The organism is Burkholderia sp. RF7-non_BP4 (assembly GCF_001521935.1).
GTDB classification, from domain to species: domain Bacteria; phylum Pseudomonadota; class Gammaproteobacteria; order Burkholderiales; family Burkholderiaceae; genus Burkholderia; species Burkholderia diffusa.
Map to the genome: position 1 here is coordinate 135,209 of NZ_LOTA01000078.1, position 25,466 is coordinate 160,674.

Annotated in this window: 23 protein-coding genes; 18 read left to right on the forward strand and 5 right to left on the reverse strand. The window is 65.7% G+C overall.

Going from position 1 to position 25,466, the window contains the following annotated elements; all coding sequences use genetic code 11:
• Positions 1–66: 66 nt before the first annotated feature.
• A complete protein-coding gene (locus WS49_RS24780) occupies positions 67–1,053 on the reverse strand; it encodes an oxidoreductase (protein ID WP_059534355.1) in 987 nt (328 codons plus the stop codon).
• A 144-nt stretch (positions 1,054–1,197) separates the two neighbouring features.
• The gene (locus WS49_RS24785; RefSeq protein WP_044847789.1) at positions 1,198–1,488 is read right to left on the reverse strand and encodes a DUF3331 domain-containing protein; all 291 of its coding nucleotides are present in this window, start codon (positions 1,486–1,488) and stop codon (positions 1,198–1,200) included.
• Between the two features lie 677 nt (positions 1,489–2,165).
• On the opposite strand from WS49_RS24785, the gene WS49_RS24790 reads away from it, so the two are divergent.
• The 9 genes from WS49_RS24790 to WS49_RS24830 all read left to right on the forward strand — a co-directional run bounded on the left by WS49_RS24790 (position 2,166) and on the right by WS49_RS24830 (position 11,415).
• Complete coding sequence (locus WS49_RS24790) at positions 2,166–2,930, forward strand: SDR family oxidoreductase (RefSeq protein WP_059534356.1); 765 nt, start codon at positions 2,166–2,168, stop codon at positions 2,928–2,930.
• A 66-nt stretch (positions 2,931–2,996) separates the two neighbouring features.
• Entirely contained in the window at positions 2,997–3,839 is an 843-nt protein-coding gene (locus tag WS49_RS24795; protein WP_059534249.1) for an ureidoglycolate lyase, read from the forward strand.
• 23 nt (positions 3,840–3,862) lie between these two features.
• Complete coding sequence (locus WS49_RS24800) at positions 3,863–5,140, forward strand: L-fuconate dehydratase (protein WP_059534251.1); 1,278 nt, start codon at positions 3,863–3,865, stop codon at positions 5,138–5,140.
• A gap of 88 nt (positions 5,141–5,228) precedes the next feature.
• Positions 5,229–6,005 (forward strand): SDR family oxidoreductase, encoded by a 777-nt coding sequence (locus WS49_RS24805; RefSeq protein WP_059534253.1) that lies wholly within the window; start codon positions 5,229–5,231, stop codon positions 6,003–6,005.
• A gap of 12 nt (positions 6,006–6,017) precedes the next feature.
• Positions 6,018–7,559 carry a sugar ABC transporter ATP-binding protein gene (locus WS49_RS24810; protein ID WP_059534255.1) on the forward strand — a complete coding sequence of 514 codons (1,542 nt, stop codon included), beginning with the start codon at positions 6,018–6,020 and terminating at the stop codon, positions 7,557–7,559.
• Between the two features lie 30 nt (positions 7,560–7,589).
• Positions 7,590–8,627, forward strand: coding sequence for an ABC transporter permease (locus WS49_RS24815; RefSeq protein WP_059534257.1), 1,038 nt, complete (start codon positions 7,590–7,592; stop codon positions 8,625–8,627).
• A 76-nt stretch (positions 8,628–8,703) separates the two neighbouring features.
• Positions 8,704–9,645 carry an ABC transporter substrate-binding protein gene (locus WS49_RS24820; RefSeq protein WP_059534259.1) on the forward strand — a complete coding sequence of 314 codons (942 nt, stop codon included), beginning with the start codon at positions 8,704–8,706 and terminating at the stop codon, positions 9,643–9,645.
• A 43-nt stretch (positions 9,646–9,688) separates the two neighbouring features.
• The gene (locus WS49_RS24825) at positions 9,689–10,579 is read left to right on the forward strand and encodes an amidohydrolase family protein (protein ID WP_059534358.1); all 891 of its coding nucleotides are present in this window, start codon (positions 9,689–9,691) and stop codon (positions 10,577–10,579) included.
• 74 nt (positions 10,580–10,653) lie between these two features.
• Positions 10,654–11,415, forward strand: a complete 762-nt coding sequence (locus tag WS49_RS24830) for a FadR/GntR family transcriptional regulator (protein ID WP_059534261.1) — start codon at positions 10,654–10,656, stop codon at positions 11,413–11,415.
• A gap of 16 nt (positions 11,416–11,431) precedes the next feature.
• On the opposite strand, the gene WS49_RS24835 is transcribed toward WS49_RS24830, so the two are convergent.
• Both WS49_RS24835 and WS49_RS35290 read right to left on the reverse strand, forming a co-directional pair.
• The gene (locus tag WS49_RS24835; protein ID WP_059534263.1) at positions 11,432–12,673 is read right to left on the reverse strand and encodes an NAD(P)/FAD-dependent oxidoreductase; all 1,242 of its coding nucleotides are present in this window, start codon (positions 12,671–12,673) and stop codon (positions 11,432–11,434) included.
• 470 nt (positions 12,674–13,143) lie between these two features.
• Positions 13,144–13,638, reverse strand: coding sequence for a hypothetical protein (locus WS49_RS35290; RefSeq protein WP_156441441.1), 495 nt, complete (start codon positions 13,636–13,638; stop codon positions 13,144–13,146).
• On the opposite strand from WS49_RS35290, the gene WS49_RS24840 reads away from it, so the two are divergent.
• From WS49_RS24840 to WS49_RS24875, 8 genes are all read left to right on the forward strand, one after another.
• Complete coding sequence (locus tag WS49_RS24840) at positions 13,637–16,489, forward strand: type VI secretion system Vgr family protein (RefSeq protein WP_156441442.1); 2,853 nt, start codon at positions 13,637–13,639, stop codon at positions 16,487–16,489. The two genes, WS49_RS35290 and WS49_RS24840, sit on opposite strands and share 2 nt — an antisense overlap.
• A complete protein-coding gene (locus WS49_RS24845) occupies positions 16,464–17,030 on the forward strand; it encodes a hypothetical protein (RefSeq protein WP_156437274.1) in 567 nt (188 codons plus the stop codon). The genes WS49_RS24840 and WS49_RS24845 overlap by 26 nt, the downstream gene beginning before the upstream one ends.
• 77 nt (positions 17,031–17,107) lie before the next feature.
• Positions 17,108–17,893, forward strand: coding sequence for a DUF1795 domain-containing protein (locus tag WS49_RS24850; RefSeq protein ID WP_059534269.1), 786 nt, complete (start codon positions 17,108–17,110; stop codon positions 17,891–17,893).
• Complete coding sequence (locus WS49_RS24855) at positions 17,890–19,191, forward strand: PAAR domain-containing protein (RefSeq protein ID WP_059534271.1); 1,302 nt, start codon at positions 17,890–17,892, stop codon at positions 19,189–19,191. Before WS49_RS24850 ends, WS49_RS24855 begins: the two co-directional genes overlap by 4 nt.
• A gap of 33 nt (positions 19,192–19,224) precedes the next feature.
• A complete protein-coding gene (locus WS49_RS24860; RefSeq protein WP_059534273.1) occupies positions 19,225–19,950 on the forward strand; it encodes an SMI1/KNR4 family protein in 726 nt (241 codons plus the stop codon).
• 224 nt (positions 19,951–20,174) lie between these two features.
• Positions 20,175–20,882 (forward strand): YfiR family protein, encoded by a 708-nt coding sequence (locus tag WS49_RS24865; protein WP_059534275.1) that lies wholly within the window; start codon positions 20,175–20,177, stop codon positions 20,880–20,882.
• Positions 20,879–22,147, forward strand: a complete 1,269-nt coding sequence (locus WS49_RS24870; protein WP_059534277.1) for a diguanylate cyclase domain-containing protein — start codon at positions 20,879–20,881, stop codon at positions 22,145–22,147. The genes WS49_RS24865 and WS49_RS24870 overlap by 4 nt, the downstream gene beginning before the upstream one ends.
• 84 nt (positions 22,148–22,231) lie before the next feature.
• Positions 22,232–22,741, forward strand: coding sequence for an OmpA family protein (locus WS49_RS24875; protein ID WP_059534279.1), 510 nt, complete (start codon positions 22,232–22,234; stop codon positions 22,739–22,741).
• A gap of 366 nt (positions 22,742–23,107) precedes the next feature.
• On the opposite strand, the gene WS49_RS35725 is transcribed toward WS49_RS24875, so the two are convergent.
• Positions 23,108–23,620, reverse strand: a complete 513-nt coding sequence (locus WS49_RS35725; RefSeq protein ID WP_179949289.1) for a hypothetical protein — start codon at positions 23,618–23,620, stop codon at positions 23,108–23,110.
• Between WS49_RS35725 and WS49_RS24880 the strand changes: the two genes are divergently transcribed.
• Positions 23,556–25,400, forward strand: a complete 1,845-nt coding sequence (locus WS49_RS24880) for a family 20 glycosylhydrolase (protein WP_257127790.1) — start codon at positions 23,556–23,558, stop codon at positions 25,398–25,400. The genes WS49_RS35725 and WS49_RS24880 overlap by 65 nt on opposite strands.
• The last annotated feature ends 66 nt before the right edge of the window (positions 25,401–25,466 follow it).

Sequence of the window (25,466 nt, forward strand, 5' to 3'; positions counted from 1 at the left end):
TTCACCAAGCTTTCATTTCTGCGAGTGTAATAAGCATGGCAAATATTGAGGAGAACTGCGCGTGATTCAACGCACCTCGGTCGCCGTGTCGAACGGCGTGGCGGGCGGGCGACCCGCGGCCATGCCCGAGCTCAGGAAATGCACGCCCGTCGCGGCTTCGGAGGCCTCCCACAGCAGCGCGGCGGTCGCCACATCGCGCGCCGCGCGCGGCACGCTCGCGGGTGCCGGCAGGCCGCGCGACTCGAACCAGCCGGACGGTCCGATGTACGAGCCGCCGGTGAGGTCGGGCGACGTCGCCGCGTGAATCGCGGGAAGTGCGCCCTGGTCGGCCGGTTGCGCGAGATAACGGTTCGCCGCGCGCATCAACGCGGCGCGCGTGGGCGAACTGTCCATCGCAGGGCCCGCGAACTGCAGATTGGTCGCCGCATAGCCGGGATGCGCGGCGACGCTGATGCCCGCGAACGCCGCGCGCTGGAAGCGGCGCTGCAGTTCGATCGCGAACACGAGGTTCGCGAGCTTGCTGTCGCAGTAGGCGAGATAACGGTTGTAACCGCGCTCGGCCCGCAGGTCGTCGACGCGGATCCGGCCGCCGCGGTTGAAGCCGCTCGACATCGTCACGACCCGCGCGCGCCGCGCGGCGCGCAGCGCGGGCAGCAGATGCCCGGTCAACGCGAAATGGCCGAGGTGATTGGTGCCGAACTGCATCTCGAAGCCGTCTTGCGTGTGTCGCAGCGGCAGGAACATCACGCCGGCGTTGTTGCAGAGGATGTCGACGCGGCCGTGGCGGTCGGAGACGTCGGCGGCGAAGCGCTGGATCGACGCGAGATCGGCGAGGTCGAGCGGATCGACTTCGACCCGGGCGGCGGGATGGAATCGGCGGATCGCATCGGCGGCCTGCGCGCCGCGCGTGGCATCGCGGCAGCCCATCACGACCGTCGCGCCCTTGGCGGCCAGCGTTTCCGCGATCTGCCAGCCGAGCCCGCTGTTGGCGCCGGTCACGACCGCGACTTTGCCACCTTGCGCCGGGACGTGGCGCGCGCTCCATGCATGCATGTCTGCCTCCATCGGCGTGGCCGGTGCGCCACGACGTGTAATCGTTACATTGAATGCTGTAACGATAGTCCGCGCGGGCGGGGCAGACAAGCGGAGGAACTAGACCGGCGGTTCTAGGCCGGCTTGCGCGTCGCGCGACGGGCGTTACCGGCTGCCGGCCAGGGCGAGCACTTCGGCGGCGGAGATCATCGCGGCCGCGTTTGCCGGTGCCGGGCGCTCGGCCGGGCGGAAGACTTCGTCGCCGCGCTGGATGACCTGGCGCGACAGCGCGCAGGTGCCGGTGCGCTGCGCGAAGCGGCGGCGCCAGCGCTGTTCGCCGTAGTGACAGCGGCCGGGTTCGACCCAGCGGACGACGAGCAGCGTATCGGAGCGTTCCAGAATTTCGACGTGGACGTCGGCGGGATCGAGCACAGGCAGGGATTTGGAGGCCTTCATTTGCCGTTTCCTAAAGCTCGTGCGGTTTCGGCCGTGGCAGTGGATGTCACTACCCAACGGCGATTCCGTAGCGGTTTCCATGAGTGGTGCGCTAAATGTAAGCGTCTGTGACCGGAAAAAACATCCTGTCTGGCTCAAATTACCTTTTGCCGATTTAGAAACAATCGACGCGCATTTTCTTGAAAAACCAACGACAAAAGCGCCCCGGACGCGAACGCCCGGGGCGGAAAATCGGCCCGCGCCACCATGTCTGCTCGCTCAGTCACGTGGACACCGCGGGGGACGGAGGTGCCCGTCAGGGATCTGCGACGGGCGGGGTGCGGTGGTCCGGGCAGCGCGGTCCGGCAACGCCATGATCGCGCGCGTCCCCCGTTGACACCCTGACGGGAACATGACGTTTTTGTCAGTTTCGCCGCGACGGAGGCGCGACACAGGCGCCCGAGACCGGCGCAAACCCGCGCCGGCATTGGCTTTGCGGGGCAAGTGATCGCTCTCCGGAATCGGAAAAAGACGGTAACCGAAGTAGCTCGCACCGCCTGCCGGCCCGATTTTGCCGTTCGGGAAAATACTGAATCACGCGATCGTGACAAATCCGGAATCTGTTCCTATGATTGGTTGGACCTTTGGTCCTTTGTGCCAATTGGTCGGCTCGGCCGGCTTCTACAGGAGTGGTGCTCATGAGATTGCAGGGCAAGCGCGCGCTGGTGACGGCGGCCGGGCAGGGTATCGGCCGCGCGACCGCGCTGCGGTTCGCAAGCGAGGGCGCCGACGTGCTGGCGACCGACATCAACGAAGCCGCGCTCGCGCAACTCGCGGCCGACGCCGAACGCGCGGGCGGCAGGCTGGCCACGCGGCGGCTCGACGTGACCGATGCGGGCGACGTGTCGGCACTCGCCGCGCAGGAGCGTGCGTTCGACGTGCTGTTCAACTGCGCGGGGTTCGTGCACCACGGCTCGATCCTCGATTGCGACGATGCCGCGTGGGCGTTCTCGCTGAACCTCAACGTCACGTCGATGTACCGGCTGATCCGCGCGCTGCTGCCGGCGATGCTGGCAGCGGGCGGCGCGTCGATCATCAACATGGCGTCGGCTGCGTCGAGCGTGAAGGGCGTGCCGAACCGCTTCGTCTACGGCACCACCAAGGCGGCCGTGATCGGCCTGACCAAGTCCGTCGCCGCCGATTTCGTCGAGCAGCGCATCCGCTGCAACGCGATCTGCCCGGGCACGATCGAGTCGCCGTCGCTGGAACAGCGGATCGCCGAGCAGGCGCGCACGCGCCAGGTGTCGACCGACACCGTGCGCGAGGCGTTCGTCGCGCGCCAGCCGATGGGCCGCATCGGCACCGCGGACGAAGTGGCCGCGCTCGCGCTGTATCTCGCGTCGGACGAAGCGTCGTTCACGACCGGGGCGATTCACCTGATCGACGGCGGCTGGTCGAACTGACCGCGTCTGGCCGACCGCGTCTGGCCGACCGCGCCGTTCCATTCACTTTCCGTTTCCTCACACGACATGAAACTGCTGAGATTTGGCGACAAACACCACGAAAAGCCCGGCCTGCTCGATGCGCAGGGAAAGATTCGCGACCTGTCGGGCGTGATCGACGACATCGCCGGCGATGCGCTCACACCCGCGTCGCTCGCGCGGCTGCGTGACATCGACCCGTCGTCGCTGCCGCTCGTCGAAGGCACGCCGCGACTCGGCGCGTGCGTCGGCCGCGTCGGCAAGTTCATCTGCATCGGGCTCAACTATTCCGACCACGCGGCCGAATCGGGCATGGAAGTCCCGAAGGAGCCGGTCGTGTTCGGCAAATGGACGAGCGCGATCTCGGGTCCGAACGACGACGTCGAGATTCCGCGCGGCTCGGAGAAGACCGACTGGGAAGTCGAACTCGGCGTGGTGATCGGCCAGGGCGGCCGCTACATCGACGAGGCCGACGCGCTGTCGCACGTCGCCGGCTACTGCGTGGTGAACGACGTGTCGGAGCGCGAATACCAGCTCGAGCGCGGCGGCACGTGGGACAAGGGCAAAGGCAACGACACGTTCGGCCCGCTTGGGCCCTGGCTCGTGACGGCCGACGAAGTGCCCGATCCGCACGCGCTGCGGCTGTGGCTCGAGGTGGACGGCCACCGCTACCAGAACGGCACGACCGCGACGATGGTGTTCCGCGTGCCGCATCTGATCAGCTATCTGAGCCGCTTCATGAGCCTGCAGCCGGGCGACGTGATCTCGACCGGCACGCCGCCGGGCGTCGGCCTCGGGCAGAAGCCGCCGGTCTATCTGCGCGCCGGGCAGGTGATCACGCTCGGCATCGACGGGCTCGGCGAGCAGCGCCAGCGCACCGTGCAGGCCTGATTTCCTTTTACGGACCGTTCGTCATGCCTATCATTCGATCGATGCGCGTCCTCGACGTGCGCTTCCCGACCTCGCAGCAGCTCGACGGCTCCGATGCGATGAATCCGGACCCCGACTATTCGGCCGCGTACGTCGTGCTGGAAACCGACCACGGCGGGCTCGAAGGCCACGGGCTCACGTTCACCATCGGGCGCGGCAACGAAATCTGCTGCGCGGCGATCGACGCGATGCGCCACCTCGTCGTCGGCCTCGACCTCGACTGGATCCGCGAGGACATGGGCCGCTTCTGGCGGCACGTGACGTCGGACAGCCAGTTGCGCTGGATCGGCCCCGACAAGGGCGCGATCCATCTGGCGACGGGCGCCGTCGTCAACGCGGTGTGGGACCTGTGGGCGAAGGCAGTCGGCAAACCGCTCTGGCGGCTCGTCGCGGACATGAGCCCCGAGGAAATCGTGCGTGCGATCGATTTCCGCTACCTGACCGACTGCCTGACGCAGGACGAGGCGCTCGATCTGCTGCGTCGGCAGGCGCCCGGCAAGGCCGCGCGGATCGCGACGCTCGAGCGTGAAGGCTACCCGTGCTACACGACGTCGGCGGGCTGGCTCGGCTACAGCGACGACAAGCTGCGCCGGTTGTGCCGCGAGGCGGTCGACGCCGGTTTCGACTACGTGAAGCTGAAGGTGGGCGCGAACCTGGAGGACGACATCCGTCGCGTGACGATCGCGCGCGAGGTGATCGGTCCGGACCGCAAGCTGATGATCGACGCGAACCAGGTGTGGGAAGTCGACGAGGCGATCGACTGGGTGCGCGAGCTGGCCTTCGCGAAACCGTGGTTCATCGAGGAGCCGACGAGCCCCGACGACGTCGAAGGGCATCGCAAGATCCGCGAGGCGATCGCGCCGGTGCAGGTCGCGACCGGCGAGATGTGCCAGAACCGCGTGCTGTTCAAGCAGTTCATCGCGCGCGGCGCGATCGACGTCGTGCAGATCGACGCATGCCGGCTCGGCGGCGTGAACGAGATTCTCGCGGTGATGCTGCTGGCCGCGAAGTACGGGCTGGCGGTGTGTCCGCATGCGGGCGGCGTCGGGCTGTGCGAATACGTGCAGCATCTGTCGATGATCGACTACGTGTGCATTTCCGGCACGAAGGAAGGGCGCGTGACCGAATACGTCGATCATCTGCACGAGCATTTCGTCGAACCGTGCGTCGTGCGCGGCGCGGCGTACATGCCGCCGACGGCGCCCGGCTTTTCGATCGAGATGAAGCCCGAATCGCTGGAACGGTATCGATTCCGCGGCTGAAGCGCGTGGCACGCGGCATGCGGCACGAGAACGCACGATGCACCGCGCGCGGCCCGCGCGGCGACAACATGAACGACGGAGACGCGAAGTGGATTTGAATCTGCAAGACAAGATCGTGATCGTGACGGGCGGCGCGTCGGGCATCGGCGCCGCGATCTCGATGCGGCTGGCCGGCGAAGGCGCGATTCCGGTGGTATTCGCGCGCCACACACCGGACGACGGCTTCTGGCGCGAACTCACGCGCAAGCAGCCGCGCGCCGCGTGCATGTCCGTCGAACTTCAGGACGACGCGCAGTGCCGCGACGCGGTTGCGCAAACCATCGCGTGCTTTGGCCGCATCGACGGCCTCGTCAACAACGCGGGCATCAACGACGGCGTCGGGCTCGATGCCGGGCGCGACGCGTTCGTCGCATCGCTCGAACGCAACCTGGTCCACTACTACGTGATGGCGCATTACTGCGTGCCGTACCTGAAGGCGACGCGCGGCGCGATCGTCAACATCTCGTCCAAGACGGCCGTCACCGGGCAGGGCAACACGAGCGGCTATTGCGCATCGAAGGGGGCGCAACTCGCGCTGACGCGCGAATGGGCCGTCGCATTGCGCGACGACGGCGTGCGCGTGAACGCCGTGATTCCGGCCGAGGTGATGACGCCGCTCTACCAGACCTGGATCGCCGGTTTCGACGATCCCGAAGCGAAGCTCGCGGAAATCGCCGGCAAGGTGCCGCTCGGCAAGCGCTTCACGACCGCCGACGAGATCGCCGACACGGCCGTGTTCCTGCTGTCGGACCGCGCGTCGCACACGACGGGCCAGTGGCTGTTCGTCGACGGCGGCTATACGCATCTCGATCGCGCGATCGGCTGAGGGCATCGAGCCATGCAACCCGATCTGAACCCGACCGCCGCACCCGCCGCGCTGATTGCGCTGACCGGCATCGGCAAGCGTTTTCCGGGCGTGCAGGCGCTCGACGATTGCCGGTTCGACCTGCATGCCGGCGAAGTCCACGCGCTGATGGGCGAGAACGGCGCCGGCAAGTCGACGCTGATGAAGATTCTCGCCGGCGTTTATCAGAAGGACGAAGGCGAGATCCGGATGGACGGCCGCGCGGTGGAGATCGACGATCCGCGCGCCGCGCAGGCGCTCGGCATCGGCATCATCCATCAGGAACTGAACCTGATGAACCACCTGAGCGTCGCGCAGAACATCTTCATCGGGCGCGAGCCGCGCGGCCGCTTCGGCGTGTTCGTCGACGAGGACCAGCTGAACCGCGACGCGGCCGCGATCTTCGCGCGGATGCGGCTCGATCTCGATCCGCGCACGCCGGTCGGCCGGCTGACGGTCGCGAAGCAGCAGATGGTCGAGATCGCGAAGGCGCTGTCGTTCGACTCGCGCGTGCTGATCATGGACGAGCCGACCGCCGCGCTGAACAACGCGGAGATCGCCGAGCTGTTCCGCATCATCGGCGACCTGCGCGCGCACGGCGTCGGCATCGTCTACATCTCGCACAAGATGGACGAACTGCGCCAGATTGCCGACCGCGTGACGGTGATGCGCGACGGCAAGTACGTCGCGACCGTGCCGATGGCGGACACGTCGATGGACGCGATCATCGCGATGATGGTCGGCCGCCAGCTCGATACGACGTTCCGCACGCCGCCCGATACGTCGGCCAACGAGGTCGCGCTCGAAGTGCGCGGGCTGTCGCGCGGCCGCGCGATCCGCGACGTCGGCTTCACGGTGCGGCGCGGCGAGATTCTCGGCTTCGCGGGGTTGATGGGCGCGGGCCGCACCGAGGTCGCGCGCGCGGTGTTCGGCGCGGACCCGGTCGACGCGGGCGAGATTCGCGTGCACGGCAAGACCGTGACGATCCGCACGCCGGCCGACGCGGTCGCGCACGGGATCGGTTATCTGTCGGAGGACCGCAAGCACTTCGGGCTCGCGGTCGGGATGGACGTGCAGAACAACATCGCGCTGTCGAGCATGCAGCGCTTCGTGCGCCGCGGCATGTTCCTCGATGCGCGCGGGATGCGCGACACCGCGCAGTCGTACGTGCGGCAGCTCGCGATCCGCACGCCGTCGGTCGCGCAGCCGGCGCGCCTCCTGTCGGGCGGCAACCAGCAGAAGATCGTGATCGCGAAGTGGCTGCTGCGCGACTGCGACATCCTGTTCTTCGACGAGCCGACGCGCGGCATCGACGTCGGCGCGAAAAGCGAGATCTACAAGCTGCTCGACGCGCTCGCCGCCGACGGCAAGGCGATCGTGATGATCTCGTCGGAGTTGCCCGAGGTGCTGCGCATGAGCCACCGGATTCTCGTGATGTGCGAAGGGCGCGTGACCGGCGAATTGCGCGCGGCCGACGCCACGCAGGAAAAGATCATGCAGCTCGCGACGCAGCGCGAGTCGACCGTATTGTCCTGATTCAGACGCCGATCCTTAGGCATACCGACCATGTCCAACGATACGCATCCCGTCCCGCCCCTTGCTTCCGGCGACACGCCGGCCGCCGCATCGAGCCTGAAGTCGCGCTTCTTCAACCCGGCCGCGCGGCAGAAGCTGCTCGCGTTCGCGAGCCTCGTGCTGCTGATCGTGTTCTTCAGCTTCGCGTCGTCGAACTTCCTCGAAGTCGACAACCTCGTGGCGATCCTGCAGGCCACCGCCGTAAACGGCGTGCTGGCCGTCGCGTGTACCTACGTGATCATCACGTCGGGCATCGACCTGTCGGTCGGCACGCTGATGACGTTCTGCGCGGTGATGGCCGGCGTCGTGCTGACGAATTGGGGCATGCCGCTGCCGCTCGGCATCCTGGCCGCGCTGTGCTTCGGCGCGCTGTCGGGCAGCGTGTCGGGCTTCGTGATCGCGAAGATGAAGGTGCCGCCGTTCATCGCGACGCTCGGGATGATGATGCTGCTCAAGGGGCTGTCGCTCGTGATTTCGGGCACGCGGCCGATCTACTTCAACGACACGCCGGGCTTCACGTCGATCGCGCAGGATTCGCTGATCGGCAGCCTGATTCCCGCGTTGCCGATTCCGAACGCCGTGCTGATCCTGTTCCTCGTCGCGGTCGGCGCGTCGATCGTGCTGAACCGGACCATCTTCGGCCGCTACACGTTCGCGCTCGGCAGCAACGAGGAAGCGCTGCGGCTGTCCGGCGTGAACGTCGACGCGTGGAAGATCGCCGTCTACACGTTCAGCGGCGCGGTGTGCGGGATCGCCGGGCTCCTGATCGCGTCGCGGCTGAATTCCGCGCAGCCCGCGCTCGGGCAGGGCTACGAGCTCGATGCGATCGCGGCCGTCGTGATCGGCGGCACGTCGCTGTCGGGCGGCGCGGGCAGCATCGTCGGCACCATCATCGGCGCGTTCATCATGAGCGTGCTGACCAACGGCCTGCGCATCATGTCGGTCGCGCAGGAATGGCAGACGGTCGTCACGGGCGTGATCATCATCCTCGCCGTCTACGTGGACATCCTGCGCCGGCGCCGCCGCTGACGCACGCACGAACGCACATGTGCTTCACCGCCGGCCCGTCCGGCATTTCAGTCGATACCAACCAAGGAGACGCGAAGTGATCAGGAGCAAGGTGTTGAACGCGATCGTCGGACTGACGTTCGCCGTGGGCGTGACGGCCGGCGCGCAGGCGCAGGAAACCTACATTCCGCTGATTTCGAAGGGCTTCCAGCATCAGTTCTGGCAGGCCGTGAAGGCGGGCGCGATGCAGGCCGCGAAGGACTACAAGGTGAAGGTGACGTTCGAAGGCCCCGAAACCGAGGCGATGGTCGACAAGCAGATCGACATGCTGTCCGCCGCGATCGCGAAGAAGCCGGCGGCGCTGGGCTTCGCTGCGCTCGACAGCAAGGCTGCGCTGCCGCTCCTGAAGAAGGCGCAGGCCGAGAAGATCCCGGTCATCGCGTTCGACTCCGGCGTCGACAGCGACATCCCGGTGACGACCGCCGCGACCAACAACAAGGCCGCCGCCGCGCTCGCCGCCGACAAGCTCGCCGCGCTGATCGGCGACGAGGGCGAGGTGGCCGTGGTCGCGCACGACCAGACGAGCCGCACCGGCATCGATCGCCGCGACGGCTTTCTCGAACGGATGAAATCGGCGCACCCGAAGGTGCGGATCGTGACCGTGCAGTACGGCGAAGGCGACCAGCTGAAGTCGACCGAAGTGACGAAGTCGATCCTGCAGGCATACCCGAAACTCAAGGGCTTGTTCGGCACCAACGAAGGCTCGGCGATCGGCGTGGTGAACGGCGTGCGCGAGATGAAGCGCAAGGTCGTGATCATCGGTTACGATTCCGGCAAGCAGCAGAAGGACGCGATCCGCAGCGGGATGATGGCCGGCGCGATCACGCAGAATCCGGTCGGGATCGGCTACAAGACCGTCGAGGCGGCCGTGAAGGCGATCAAGGGCGAGAAGTTGCCGAAGGTCATCGATACCGGTTTCTACTGGTACGACAAGACCAACATCGACGACCCGAAAATCACGGCGGTGTTGTACGACTGAACGTGACGTGAAACGGCGAACGACGGCGAAACGCGAGGACACCATGGGCGCAGTGCGCATCGATTCTCATCAGCACTTCTGGCGTTATCGCGCGGCCGACTTCCCGTGGATCGGCGCCGGCATGGGCGTGCTCGCCCGCGATTACATGCCCGACGCGTTGTGGCCGCAGATGCATGCGCAGGCGCTCGGCGCGTCGATCGCGGTGCAGGCGCGCGTCGGACGCGACGAGACGGCGTTCCTGCTCGATCTCGCCCGCGACGAAGCGCGCATCGCGGCCGTGGTCGGCTGGGAGGACCTCGGTGCGCCGGCGCTCGCCGACCGTATCGCTGAATGGCGCAGCCCGAAGCTGCGCGGCTTTCGTCACCTGCTGCAGGACGAAGCCGACGTCGGCGCATTCGTCGCGGATCCCGCGTTCAATCGCGGCGTCGCCTGGCTGCAGGCGAACGGCTACGTGTACGACGTGCTCGTGTTCGAACGTCAGTTGCGCGACGTGCGCGCGTTCTGCGCGCGGCACGATGCGCACTGGCTCGTGCTCGATCACGCGGGCAAGCCCGCGCTCGCCGAGTTCGACCGCGACGACACCGCGCTCGCCCGCTGGCGCGCCGGGCTGCGCGAGCTGGGCGCGCTGCCGCACGTCGTGTGCAAGCTGTCGGGGCTCGTGACCGAGACGGACTGGCGGCGCGGCCTGCGCGGGCAGGACATCCGCCACATCGAGCAATGCCTCGATGCGGCGCTCGACGCGTTCGGCCCGCAGCGGCTGATGTTCGGTTCGGACTGGCCCGTGTGCCTGCTCGCGGCGTCGTACGACGAAGTGGCGTCGCTGGTCGAGCGCTGGGCCGAAGCGCGGTTGTCGGCGGCCGAGCGCGACGCGTTGTGGGGCGGTACGGCCGCGCGGTGCTATGCGGTGCCGGGCGATACGAAGCCCGGCATATAGAATAGGCGCGAACGGCCTGACGCTCCCGCATTCGTCAGACCGTCCGCCACGCAACCGCTTACCTGTATCAACGTATGTCCATCCAGCCGATTCAGAACCGCCGCCTCTACCAGCAGATCGCCGACAAGCTCAGCGCGATGATCGAGTCAGGCGACTTCCCGCCGGGCAGCTACCTGCCGCCCGAGCGCGAACTGGCCGAGCAGTTCGGCGTGTCGCGCACGTCGGTGCGCGAGGCGCTGATCGCGCTCGAGGTGAACGGTCTCGTCAGCGTGCGGGTCGGCGACGGCGTGAAGGTGCGCCAGCCCGAGGCGGCCACCGCACCGCAACCGCAGATCGACACGACGGTCGCGCCGTTCTCGATCGTCGAAATCGATCCGGAGCTCGGCATCGCGATCGACCTCGATACCGAAATCCCGCCGTTCGCGCTGCTGCAGGCGCGCCGGCTGATCGAGCCGGAAGCCGCGTCGCTCGCCGCGAAACATGGCTCGGACGCGCAGATCGAGGGGATTCACGAGGCGTTCCTGCGCAACCAGGAAGACAACCGCAGCGGCTCGCTCACGCATCCGGGCGACCGGCTGTTCCATATCCGTATCGCGGAAGCGAGCGACAACCCCGCGTATGCGCTGATGATCAAGCAGCTGCTCGCGCACAAGTACGACCTGATGTTCCAGCGGCTGCAGTCGCTGTACATGCCGAACGACATGCCGCATCGGTCGGAGCTCGAACACCGCGCGATCCTCGACGCGATCCGCGCGCGCGACCCGGAGGCCGCGCGCCGCGCGATGGCCGAGCATCTCGACGAAGTGATCCGGATCTTCGGCCGCGCGCTCGACTGAGCGCGGGCGATCGGCATCAGAAGCGGTCGGCGCGGTAGGGCGTCGGATCGGTGAACGGCGTCTCGCCGGTCATCATCTCGGCCAGCAGGCGGCCGGAGACGGGGCCGAGCGTCAACCCGTGATGGTTGTGCCCGAACGAGAACCACAACCCGCGATGCGCGGGCGCGGGGCCGATCACCGGCCGCATGTCGGGCGTGCACGGCCGGAAGCCGAGCCACGGGTGCGGGTCGAGCCGCTCGCCGAAGCCGAACACCGGGCGCGCGACGCGTTCCGCGCGATCGAGCTGCACGCCCGTCGGCGGCAGGCCGCGCCGGGCGATCTCGACGCCGGTGGTCAACCGCAATCCGCGCCGCATCGGCGCGATCACGTAGCCGTATTCGCGATCGACGATCGGCGCCGACGGCGCGCCGCGTTCGGACGGCGCGTAGTGCATGTGATAGCCGCGCTTCTCGCGCAGCGGAATCTTGTAGCCGAACTTGCCGAACACCGTGTCGGACCACGGGCCGAGCGCGACGACGACGGCCGGCGCGGCGATCCTGCCGTCGTCCGTCGTGACCTGCCAGCCGGGCGACAGCGCGTCGAGGCTCGCGGCATCGCCGGTGAGCAGCGTGCCGCCGCCTTGCACGAAGAGTTGCGCGTAGGTTTTGACGAGCGCAGACGGATCGACGACGCTTTTCGGATCGAGCCAGTGCAGCGCGCCGCAGAAGCCCGCGGCGAGGCTCGGTTCTTGTGCGCGAAGCGCCGCGGCATCGAGCGGCGTGATGCCGAGCCCGTGGCGGCGCGCGGTGAGTCCCGCATCGGCGACCGCGCGCTCGAACGCGGCCGGCGTGCGGAACGCTTCCATCCAGCCGCTGGCGCGCACCAGTTCGCCGGCGCCGGCGCGCGCGATCAGCGCGTCGTGCTCGACGATGCAGCGCTCGATCAGCGGCAGCATGTCGCGCGAGGCTGCCGCGTGACGCAGCGGCGCCGATTCCCACCAGAAGCGCGCGAGCCACGGCGCGAACGCGGGCAGCGACGCGCTGTGCCAATAGAGATCGGTGGAGCGGTTGAGCGCATAGCGCATCAGCGTGAACGGGCTGCGCGGGAACGGATACGGTTCGATCGACGAGCGCTCGATCAGCCCCGCGTTGCCGAAGCTCGTGCCTTCGCCGGGCGCGCCGCGGTCGACGAGGGCGACCTTGCGGCCGCGATCCTGCAGGTGCAGCGCGGCGGAGACGCCGATGATGCCCGCGCCTAGAACGATGACGTCGAAGTCCATGGAGGATGCCGAGATGCAATGGTTGGGCGAAGGGGGCCGCGTTTCGTTTTGACGCGAATGCGGTTCGGAACCCAAGGATACCTCCGGCGGGCGCGGGCGACGCAACGATCGTCAGTTGCACACGACGCGTGTGGTGCGCGCTGGCGCGGAGCGTGATGGCCGTCGGTGCGGGCGAATTGAATTTCCGGGCATCGCTGGATTACCCGACATATTCGGCGGCGAAAATCGCATCGTGTGTTTACAGAGAGACGAATTCATCGCCGGCTCATGCAGTCGATGCCATGTGCCGCGATTTTGGATTTCTCGTGATTTCGGAAATCCCGGATGCGCTGGCGCGATTCTCGCGGGTCGCGAGTTTTCTGAATCGCTGGCGCGCGATCATTTCAGCGTTCGGAAAATTGTGCCGTGCTGCATTGCGGAAACGTCAAAATTACGCGTCGAGAAAACACGGAAATATTCGAGTGGGAAGCTTAATTGAAAGTATGGACGGGTGTGAGTCGTGCCGTTATGATGGCGCCGCTTGTCTGGAGAGATAGATAATCTCCGCCATAAAAGAGACATATATCGAGCGGGAAATATCGGTTTGCTCCGATGCCGTTGTATTGGCGAATGCTGTTTCGGAGATCGCGGAAAAATCGAAGAAGCATATCCCGGCGAACGTCCGTTTCGAAATGATTATTTCGGATCGACATGCAGTAAAGCCGCGCCGCATGCGTCGCGGTAACCAGAAATAAGAAAGCGAGAGGGCCCATGAAAGAGATGCCAGGAAGCGTCGGGGTAGCCGAATCCGCGGGATCGTCTCCGCTTGCGGGCGCGCTGACATCCGGCGCGATGCAAATGGCGTCGGCGGCGAATCCCGTGGTCGGCAAGATTGCGCCGACCGCGTCGGCCGTCATGCAGGCGCTGGCCGCCGGCGGCAATCCGGCCCAGATTGCGGCGTCGATGGCCGCCCCGGCGGCAGGCATGCTGAATCCGCTCGCGGGACAACTCGCTTCCGGCGTGATGTCCGGCATGGGGGCGGCGCTTGCCTCGCCGTCGCCGATGGCCGCCGCCGCGCCGCCCGACGATCACCCGCTGTCCGGGCAACCGCTTTCCGACCTCGCGTCCGAGCCGCAATTCTTCATGCCGGGCCAGGCGCCCGGCCCGTCCGCCGCCGCGGCATCGGCGTTGCCGTTCAGCGAGACGACCCGTCTGCTTCGATTCCAGTCGTCGCTGACCGGCTCCCGCGCGCTCTCGATCGCGGCGATCAAGGGGGGCGAAGCGCTGTCGCAGATGCCAAGCTACACGCTGGACCTGATCACGCAAAATCCGTCGATCGATCTGAAGGAGGTGCTGAATCGGGCGGTCGCCGTCAATATCATGCTGCGGGACGGATCGGAGCGGCAGATTCACGGCTATCTGGTGCGCTTCGGGTTCGAACGCAACGACGGCGGCATCGCGCATTACCGCGGCGAGCTGGTGCCGTGGCTGTGGTATCTCGGCAAGCGGGTCAACAGTCGCATCTATCAGCAGGTCACGGTGCTCGACGTGTTGCGCAAGGTTTTCGCCGATTACGGCGCGCTGGTCGATTACCAGACGCACATCAAGCAGGAACTGAAGTCCGAGGATTACGTCGTCCAGTTCCAGGAAAGCGACCTGAATTTCGTCAGCCGGCTGCTCGAGCGGCACGGGCTGTTCTACTACTTCGAATATCGGCAGGACGGTCACACGCTCGTGATCGCCGACGACTCGACGTCGTGCCCCGATCAGGCGCACGATCCCGTCGTCACCTACAACGCGGCGAGCGGCGTGCAGCAGGCCGACCGGTTGACCGCGCTGTCGGCCAGCCGGGAAACCCAGCCGGGCGTGGTCGCGCTGCATACCTTCGACTACAAGCACCCGAAGAGTCGGCCATACGTCGAGTTGCCGACGCTGGCCGACCAAGGCAACGCGCCGAAGCTCGAGGTATACGACGGGAATTCTGCATTCGCGTACAAGGACGCCAGCGAGGGCGAGGCGGAAGCCAAGCGCCGGCTCGAGGTATACGAGTGGCAGGCCAAGGTGTTCCGGGGCGAATCGGGATGCCGCGGGCTCACCGTCGGCCGCAAGTTCAGGATCGACGGGCACTTCTGGTTCGATCCGGCCAAGCAGGACGACAACGAATTCCTCGTCGTCGGCATCGAGATCGACGCCAAGAACAATTTCGACGATGCGTCGACGCAACCGGGCAGTTTCCGCAGCACGCTCACGCTGATCCGCAGCAAGATTCCGTATCGTCCGGTGCGGCAGCATGAGAAGCCGATCATGCCCGGACCGCAGAGCGCGATCGTGGTCGGCCCGAAGGGGCAGGAAATCCATACCGACGGGATGGGCCGCATCAAGGTCCAGTTTCCGTGGGACCGCTACGGCAAGAACGACCACGAGAGTTCCTGCTGGATCCGCGTGTCGCAGCCGTGGGCGGGACGCGGCTGGGGAACCGTCGCGATTCCGCGCGTGAACCAGGAAGTCATCGTCGACTTCCTGAACGGCGACCCGGATCGGCCGATCATCGTCGGCCGCATGTTCAACGCCGAGCAGACGCCGCCGTATGCGTTACCCGACGGTGCGCACCAGATGGGCTTCCACAGCAATTCCACGCCGGGTGGAGGCGGGTTCTGCGAGATCGTGATCCACGACAGGAAGGGCGACGAACTGGTCAATATCCATAGTCAGAAGGATATGGCCACGACCGTCCAGAACAATCACGTGACGGTCGTAAACGGCCCGAACCAGACGAATATCGTCTCGCAGGGCCAGCACGCGAACATCGTGCGCAAGGCGATTTCCGTGCAGTCGCAGGACGAGCACATTCAGCACACCGCAAAGACGGCCGTGATCCTGCATGCGCAGGAACAGCACATGGCGCTCAAGGCGAAGGGCCCCGTGCAGATCGAATCCGATACCGAGCACGTGCATGTGAAGGGCTCGCAATCGATCATCCTCGAATGCGGAAAGGCGAAGATCACGCTGTCGGCAGACGGACAGATCGTGATCGACGGCACGCGCGTCGTCGTGCTCGGTTCGCAAAGCGTCGACCTGAATCCCGACGGTGCGACCGGGCCGGCATCGCCGCCGCTCGTGCCCGTCACCGACCCGAGCGCGCCGACGCCCGATCTCGCGGCGCCGGCGGCCGGCGGAGGAGGCGGCGGCGGTGGTGGCGGTGGTGGCGCCGCGGCGGCTGCGCCCCGTCATGGGAAGAAGCACGGAAAGGCCGCGGGGAAGAAGGCCGTGACGACCGGGCTGGGCCCCGGTGTCGACCAGCTCGCCGCGAAATCGCCTACGCTCGAACATGACATCGCGAAACTGCAGAAGGACGGCTGGCACATCGAGTATGGCCCCGCGAATCAGGGCTCGTCCACGAACAAGAGCGGACATCCGCCGACGATCGTGATCGACGGCGCCGACCGCGAGAATCCGAAGGCCGTGGTCCAGGGGCTGGCGCATGAGACCGGCCATGCGCTGTATCAGGGCACGCCGGACTATTCATCCAGAACCAGCTACGTCAATAGCGAACTGGCGGATGAAGGCGCGGCCACCATGAACAACATCAAGGTGCAGCGCGAAATTCTTGCGCACGGCGGCCCGAACATCAGTATCGCCGGCAATCCGGACAATGCGCCGGCCTACAACGCAGCGTACAACCGGTTCCTGCATGACGGCGACGCAAGCGCGGCGCGCGCCGCGATCGGCCATGTCTACGGCACCGGAGAATATGCGTCCGTGCCGGTCAATGGCCAGTATGTCAATTATCAAACCTACTACGGAAGCTGGTATGACCGTAACTACCCGTCCCACTAAGCGCGGCCGTGGCGCTGCGATCGTCGCACCGCTGTTGCTCGCACTGTCGCTGGGCGTGACGCCGGCCTGTTCGGAGGGATCGAAGAAGATGCACACAACCGTTCAACTCAGTCTCTGGCAATTGATCGACCAGCTCGGTGCCCATCAGCCGATCCGGCGTGAGCCCGTCGAGCACCTGCTTCACACGACGCTCGCCCGTACCGAATCGAGCAACGAATACTTCACGTTCTGGAGCAACGGCGACGGGGTCCCGATCGCGCTCGACGACGGCACGCGGATCGAGCGAATCGTGCTGCGGACGAGCAACGAAGGCGACGCGCGCGGGGCGCTCACGTTGACGCTGTCCGGCCGTTGCATCCGCCGCGACGACGTGAAGGGGCGTTTTGCCGGGATGCGCATCGCCGGCGCGCCGTCGGGGCGCTCGCCGAACGAGGAAACGACATTCCGCTCGGAGACCGCATGGGGCGAACTCGTGTTCGGGTTCGCGGAGCGCAACCCCGATTGCCTGTCGAGCGTCGGCTTCGGCGAGAAGACGAAGTAACGCGCCGCCGGGACGCATGCGTCCGGATCAACGAAAGGAAGAACGGAATGGCGGTTTATCGATTGCACGAGGGGTGCATGGTCTTGCCCGATGGCTGGCGAGACCAGACCATGAACGTGTTCCACTTGCCCGACGCGTCCGGCCGCAAGGACGTGGCGTTCGTGGTCACGCGCGACTACGACACGCCGCTCGACGATGTGGGCGCATACGCGGATGCCCAGCAGACGGCATTCAAGCGTCAGTTTCCCGCATACAAGCCGCTCGCGCGCGAGACCGTCGCGATCGACGGGCGTCCTGGCCTCATGCTCGACTATCAATGGCGCAGCGACAAGACGATGCTGCGGCAGCGGCAGGCAATGGTCAGGCTCGACGATGCGATGCTGGTGTTCACGCTCAATGCGCGTGTCGAGGATTTCGAGCGGCACATTCCCGCATGGACGGCGATCCTGTCGTCGTTCGTCGTTATGCCGCCCGCGCCGGACGACGGCGATGCGCAGGCCGCGCCGCGCGAAGTCCTGCCGCACGTGTTCGCGCTGTCGGCGAAGACGCGCGTGCTGCGCGTCTATCCGGATCTTCGCGCGGCATGCGAGCGCATCAGCGCGCGCGAAGTCGAAAGTCACGACTGGGTGTTTTTCGCGAGCGATGGTTCGCCGCTTGCGCCGACGATCGTGCAGCGTAGCCGTCACGGGCTGTTCAAGGCGGAAGGGCGCTACGAGCTGCGTCCCGATCCCGGCTATTCGGGGCTCGAATTGCGGCGCCGTCTCAACGCGGTGACTGTCGTGGAAGGCGTGCCGCCGCTGCTCACGATGCGGGACATCGAAGCGCATCTGCGGCTGCAGCGCGCGGACGGCGCGTCGTCATGAGCGGTGCCGAGGCGGCACTGCGCGCCGCCCGCATGGGCGACGAGATCGCGCATGGCTTCGGCCTGCTCGGGATGATCGCCGGCGCCGTGGTCGGCGCGGTCGTCGCCGCCGCCATCGTGACGGCGACCGCGGCCACGGGCGGTCTCGCGCTCGTCGCGATCGTCGGGGGCTGCGTGGCGGGCGGCGGCCTCGCCGGCGGCGCGCTCGTGCGCGGCATACAGAAGGCGGCCAACATATCCGGTCCAACCACCGGCATGCTTCATCCGGGATCGTCGAACGTCACGGTCAACAGTCGTACCGCGCTGCGTGCCGGCGTCGATTTTGCCGACGAATGCAACGGCCTGCCGTTCAATCACTTCCCCAAGCCGAAACTGCTCGTGGCGCAGGGCTCGCGGACCGTGACCGTCAACGGCAAGCCGATGGCACGTCTGTCGATGAAGATGGAGTGCGGTGCCGTCATCAAGACCGCGAGCGACAACGTGACGGTCGGCGGAGAGACCGTCACCGTCGTGGCTATCCACGATACCGAGGCGATGGTCGAGACGGCCCTCGAGGTGCTCGGCTTCGTTGCGCTTGGCGCGGCCGGCCTGGGCGCACTCGCGGCAGGCGCCGGTGCCACCGCGCTGTTCGCGGGGACCGTGATCGGCGCCAACGTCGGCCTGAATGCGCTGCATTCGTGGGGCGAATCGCTGGGTCCCGGCTACGGCGACATCATGGTCGGCGTGGCGGGATTCGCGTTGCTCGGGCTGGGGGCGAAGGGTGCCGACACCGAAGCCGCGAAGAACGCCGTCGACGTGTTGAACCGGACCAAGGTGGAAATCGAGCCGAACACGCTCGGCTCGAACGGCGGCAACATTCGGGTCACGACCAAGGGCGTGCCGCGAACGCTCTACGAGCAGTTGCGGTCCAAGACGCCGAGTTCGAAGATCCAGAAGATGGTCAACGAGAATTTCGAGCCGGGCATGGACGATCCCGCGCTGCCGGGCCTCACGATCGACAAGCCGTTGCATGCGGATCACATCGTGTCGATGAAGGAGATTACCGAGATGCCCGGGTTCAAGGATCTGTCCTTCGATAACCAGGTCAAGGTGCTCAACAACCCGGACAATTTCGTGGGTCTCAGCGAGACCGCCAATACGTCGAAGGGATCGAAGTCCTATGCCGAGTGGACTGAATACAAGAAGGGCGGCATCAAGGTGGACGAAGGGTTCCGACAGAAGATGATGCAGCGCGAAGCCGACAACCGGACGCTGCTGCAGCAGCAGATCAACGAGTTGCTCGGCGATCAGCCGAAGTAGAATTCCCGATGACGAATTCAATGGTGACTGGCAATGATTGAGCTATCCGCGAAGACTTACACCGCCGAACTGCAACGCTTCCGGTTGCGAGGGCATGTCTGGCTCGCGTCGAACGAGATTCCCGCCGACGTCCAGGTGCCGACCGCGTGGCGCGCGCTGCTCGATACGTCCGACGCCGCGCTCGGCAACTGGCTCGCGAAGATGTGGGCAGGTGTCATCGGTCGCCTGCCCGCGGTCGAGACGTTCTTCGCCGAGAAGCTGCGGCGACCTGCCGTGTTCCAGAAGGAAAACGGCGACCTGTGCCTGCTCTATCCCTACACGGTCGAAGGCGACGACCTGAACTTCTTCATCGGCCATCCGCCGCTCGGTGATCTCGTGTCGGACGACATGTCGCTGTGGCGTGCGCTGCCTGACGATCTGCGCAGCTTCTATCAGTTCACGCACAACGGCTGGACCTTCTTTCCCGCCAACTCGATGGGACCGATGCCGATCGGCGACCAGACCGCGCTGACGGCCAAGCTCGACCTGACACCCGACGAGACGCGCAAGCTCGGCGTGAATCCCGATCTCGTGTGGACGATATTTCAGAACGGCAGCGGCGACTATCTGTGCCTGGATCTGCGCGACAGTGCCGGCGACGGCAGCGCGGCAGGACGGCTCTGGTGGCACGAGAATCCGACCGAGCTCGAGCCGGTGGATTTCTGGGCCGTCATGAATGCGTGGTTCGAGATATTCGTCGAGGAAGCCGACAAGCGGTGATCCGACACGCGCGGAGCACGAGATTGCCGCATGCAGGTCCACGCGCATCGTCGCGCACGGCATCGTTTCCGCGTACCTTATGACGTTACTGTCGGGTGTTTCCCACTGGTTCGGGATGCAGATTTTTACCTAAGATGGAAGCACTCGTGCGCGCGACACGGTGCCTGCGCGCGCACGGCAGGCAGGAGGCAGGGCCGGGAACGACTGCAGCAGATGTTTCCATCATGGATGCGAGTGTGTGCGCGACGGCCGCGGGTCATGCGGCCGCATCGACGCCAGCGGGCGCGGCGGCAATCGCCGCGCGGACGGCGTCCGGCCGGTCGGGCCGAGTCGCCGGATTGCGCCACGCGTTCATCGCAATCGTTTGCGTTCTGAGCGTTGCCCCGGCCGTTCTTGCCGGGGCGCCTGGCGATGCCGACGAGCCGAACGACACGGTGCGGCTCGTCGGCACCACGACACCCGTCAATCCCACGAGTCCCGCCTTTTCGTCACACGACTCCGCCGTACGCCAGGTCGTGCTCGGCATCGTCAGTTTCACGCGCTGGCCGACGACGCCCGTTCGCCTGCATCTGTGCGTGACGGGCAGGCCCGACTACGCGGGCGACCTCACCGACTCGATGCAGGCCGGCTCGACCGTGCTCGACGTGCAGCGGGTCCGCTTCGACGACCCCGCGCTCGGTGTCGCATGCGACGTGGTGTATCTCGGCGCGCTCGGAAGCGACGAGCGAAAGCGGGTGCGAACCGCGCTGGTCGGCCGTCCGGTGCTGACCATCGCCGAACACGATCCGTCATGCACCGCGGGCAGCATGTTCTGTCTCGCGGTCGAAGGCGAACACGTCACGTTCGACATCAATCTCGACGCCGTCGCGCGCAGTGGCGTGCGCGTGCATCCGAACGTGCTCAATCTCGCGCGGCGGACGCTGACGCCATGACACGTTCCGCACCCTCCGTTTCGCCTTCGCGTGTGTCGCGCCCGACGCTGCAAAGCGTGTTGCGCCGCGCGCATTTGCGCCTCGCGTTCGTCGCAGTCGCGATGGCCGCCGTGTCGCTGATCGTCGTCGCCGTGATCGCGCTGCGCGCGTACGCCGGCAACAACCTGAACCTGCTGGCGCGCTCGCTCGGTTACACGGTCGAAGCGGCGCTCGTGTTCGGCGACCGCGTCGCGGCGAACGAGGCGATCGCGATGATCGCCACCGACGAGGACGTCGCGCAGGTGGTGGTCACCGATGGCAAAGGCCAGTTGTTCGCGACGTGGAAGCTACCCGCCGAAGGCCGGATCGCGCGGCTCGAGCGCGGTGTCGCCGCGCTGGCGCTGCCCGGGCCCGTGAGCGCCCCGGTGACGCACGACGGCATCGTCGTCGGCCAGGTCATCGTGCGCGGTCGCGGGCATCAGTTCTTCGGATTCCTGCTCGGCGGCATCGGCGGCATTCTCGGCGGCCTGGCCGTCAGCGTGCTCGGCGCGTATGTCAGCTCGAAGCGTTTGCTGCGCAACATCGTTGCCCCGCTTCGCGCGCTGGCCGGCGTCGCGCACGCCGTGCGGCGCGAGCGTGCGTTCGCGCGTCGCGTCGAGCCCGTGGCGATCGCCGAACTGAATCAGCTCGGCGACGACTTCAATGCATTGCTCGACGAATTCGAAGACTGGCAGAACACGCTGCGCGACGAAAACGCGTCGCTCGAACACAAGGCCACGCACGATGCGCTCACGGGGCTGCCCAACCGCGTGCAGTTCGAGTCGCGTCTGTCGCTTGCACTCTGCGACGCCGTCGTGACGGGGCAGCGGGTCGCCATCCTGTATCTCGACTGCGACCGCTTCAAGGAAATCAACGACGGCCTCGGCCACGATGCCGGCGACGCGGTGCTGATCGGCGTGGCGGCGCGGTTGCGCGCGCAGGTGCGCGAGACCGATCTCGTCGCCCGGCTGGGCGGCGATGAATTCGCGGTGATGCTGACGGCTGTGCGCGATACGGACAGCGTGTGCCGGATCGCCGATGAGATCTTGTCCGGCATGGTGCCGTCGATCGAACTGCCCGACGGACGCATGGTGGCCACCATGATGAGTGCCGGTATTGCGCTGTATCCCGATCATGCGTCCGACGCGAGCGGCTTGCTGCGCGCGTCGGATGCCGCGATGTACCGCGCCAAGCGTGCGCGGCCGGGGTCGTGGCAACTGGCGGAGGGCATGGCGGGACGGGTTTGATGTCTATCGTTTCGCGCCGCGGGCGAGGCCGCGGCGGCGGGATAATAAGCGCGCGCGAAGCGGGCGCGTACGAAGGGGTCGATCATGGATGACTCGTTGCCTGTGAGCATTGGGAGGATGTGCGTCGCGAGCGCGGTGCTTCTGTGCCTGCTGCTCGGCGGATGCAAGACGCCGCCGCTTCATCGGGGGCTCACGCAGACGCAGGTCACGGCGCTGAAGTCGGCCGGCTTCCAGGAGACCGAGCAGGGGTTCGAGTTCGGGTCGACGGGGCCGATTCTGTTCGATTTCGATCGGTACAACCTCAAGCCGGATGTCAGACGGATCGTCGAGCGGATTGGCAGGACGTTGAGGTCGGCGGGGATCAACGGCGTGCGGGTTTATGGATACTCCGATGAGGAAGGGGAGGCCGCCTACGATCTCGAGTTGTCCCGGCGGCGGGCGGAGGTGGTGGCGATCGAGCTGGTGGACGTGGGGCTCGACGGGAAGCGGATTGCGGTTGTCCCGAAGGGGAAGAGCGATCCGGTGGGCGATAACCGGACACCGGCCGGGAGAATGCAGAATCGGCGGGCGGCGATCGTGGTTTCGCCGAGGTGAGGGGGGCGTCGCGCACTTGCGCGCGGAGATTGATGCCAAACGAGGCCGAAATATCGCATTGCGTTTACAGGGCGAGATTCCATATTGATTCGTTTTGCTGATTAAATTATCCAGTCAAAACTATCTCGTCATCGAGATATTCCTCTCAAAAACAGCTACGTAACAATGCCGTCCGAATTTGCGGAATATTCGCTCGTCGGCAGCCCCATTCACCTGAGCCCCATCGTTTACCCCAGATATCCAAGCCTGGCACATTGGCATTAAAGTGGTTCCACGCAGGTATTAGATTGGTTCTATATATAATCCGCCGGCGAAGACCGGATCATCAATAAATCAGCTTCAATTGAGCGCATCACATTGCTCAATTCACCTCTCGCGCATGCTGGATGCTTCGCATTCCAGATCAATGTATTTTCCGGGCCAGGCGTGGATGAAAAGCCATGCGTTGCCGGAAGACTGGCCCATCGAATGACTCGACGGGTAGATCGTGCGTTTGTTTAAGTGAGGGAAACCGATGAACGGATGGAGCTTGAATCGAGGTTTGTTGGCAGGGGTGTGCACGGCCGTTGTACTGACTGCGTGCGGAGGCGACGATGCGCCGGTAGGCGGCAGCGCGCCGGCAAACAGTACTGGCGTGGCACCTGGAGAAACAAGCGGATCGTCAACGGTGTCGCCCCCCGTTACGCCGGCGTCGCCAGCAGGGCAGCCGTCAACCGGTAATGACACAGCAGGCGCTCTCGCGTGTTCGGCCACTGAGCAGGCGGGCGCGATTGTGGGTACGAATGCCGCGCCGGCGGTGGTGCCAACACTGCGCATGTGGAAGGGCGGCACGGGCGTACTGACGCTCACGTCGAACAGCAGGATCGTGATTGACAGCACGACGCTGACGCCGGTCGCCAACAAACTAGCCGTAGATCTACTTGGCGTATCCGGATTGCGTCTGCCAGTCGTTGCGGGAAATACCGCGAACGCCGGCGATATCGTGTTGAGTTTGTCGTCGTGCGATGCGTCCAGCGCGACCACGATCGGCTCCGAAGGCAACACGTTCTATGCGAACCAGTCCATCGTGTTGCGAGCGATGACCGCGAACGGCATGTTCTATGCGACACGCACGCTGTTGCAGATGCTGATGCTCGACGGAAGACCCGCCGGCCAGCATGTCAGCATCGCGGAAGGCTATGCGATCGACTATCCCGCCTACCGCGAACGATCGATCATGTTTGACGTTGCGCGCAAGTTCGCGACCAAGGATTTTCTGATTCAGTACATGAAATTTATGAGCTGGTACAAGCTCAACACGCTGCACCTGCATCTGAACGATTTTGCGAAAGACGCGAGCGGCAACACGGTGGTGTCGTTCCGCCTCAAGAGCAGCGACCCGTCCTTCAAGGGGCCACTCTCGGACGATGGGTTGTACTACACGCAGCAGGACTGGGCTGACCTGGAGGCAGAGGCGGCGGCGGACGGCATCACGATCGTGCCCGAGTTTGACACGCCGGGGCATTCGCAGGCGTTCGGCAAGATTCGCCCGGATCTCGCCGACGCGGCCGGTTTTCTCGATCCGACCAATCCGGGCACGCTCACGTTCGTCCAATCGGTCTTCAACCAGTTCCTGCCGTGGTTCAAGTCGAACCGAATTCACATCGGCGGCGACGAGGTCTCGGACTTCTCCGCGTCGCAGATCGTGCCATACCTCAACAATCTGAGTGCGTTCCTGCAACGCCAGGGCAAGAGCGTGCAGACTTGGGGCGATCAAAACTATCTGACCGCGTACAACACGCAACTGACAACCGGGCTCGATAAGTCGGTGTGGATTCAACGCTGGATCAACTGGGGGCCGGAAGCGTCGATCAACTACAAGCAAGCGGGTTACGACTGGACTGATTCGTACGGCGACTGGTACATCGTGCCGTTCGGACCGAGCTACTTCAATCCGAATGGCCTGTCCGGTACAACGGTGTACGACAAGTGGTTCACGAAGCCGCAGACGAACTCGACGCAGTATCCGTCGATCGGGGGGCAGCTGTGTGTGTGGAACGACAACGGTGCGTCGAAGACGTACACCTATGAGACCGACGTGCATGCGTTGCTGAGAGACGCGGTGCCGGCGGCCGGCCAAGTGTATTGGAGCGGGCAGCAACGCGACGCGAGCGGCACGGTCGTGCCGTATTCGACCGTCGGCGCGAACCTCGCGACGTTGGGCTTCGGGCCGGGCGCGATTCAGTTGAGCGGTGCTCTGAAAAATCCGTCGGTGGCGTACAAGGCTGCGTATGTTGCAAATGCGCCGGGCAACTCGCTGTCGGGTGGCGCGATTTCCCAGACGGCCGGTTGCGTGAACTGCACGAACGGCACGCGTGTCGGTTACATGGGCAGTTTGACGTTCAATGGAATTGCAGTGGCGGCCGACGGCATGTACACGTTGCAGATCGGCTACGGCAATGCGCGCACGACCCCGCTGACTGCGCGGGTAAGCATCGATGGCGCATCACCCGTGGTGGTGACGTTTCCGCCGACAGGCGGCTGGGGGCAGATTGCGAGCGTGACGGTAACGGGCAGATTCGTGAAGGGGAGCGCCAATACGCTGACTATCTCACCGGACGGTTCGGGTGTTAATCCGCCCGACATCGATGGCATCAGCCAGCCAGCCAGCTCTGCATAGCTGGAGATGTAAGGTGTGCGCGGGGGCGGATGTCGATGCTTCGGCGCATACCATCGTTCAGGTGAG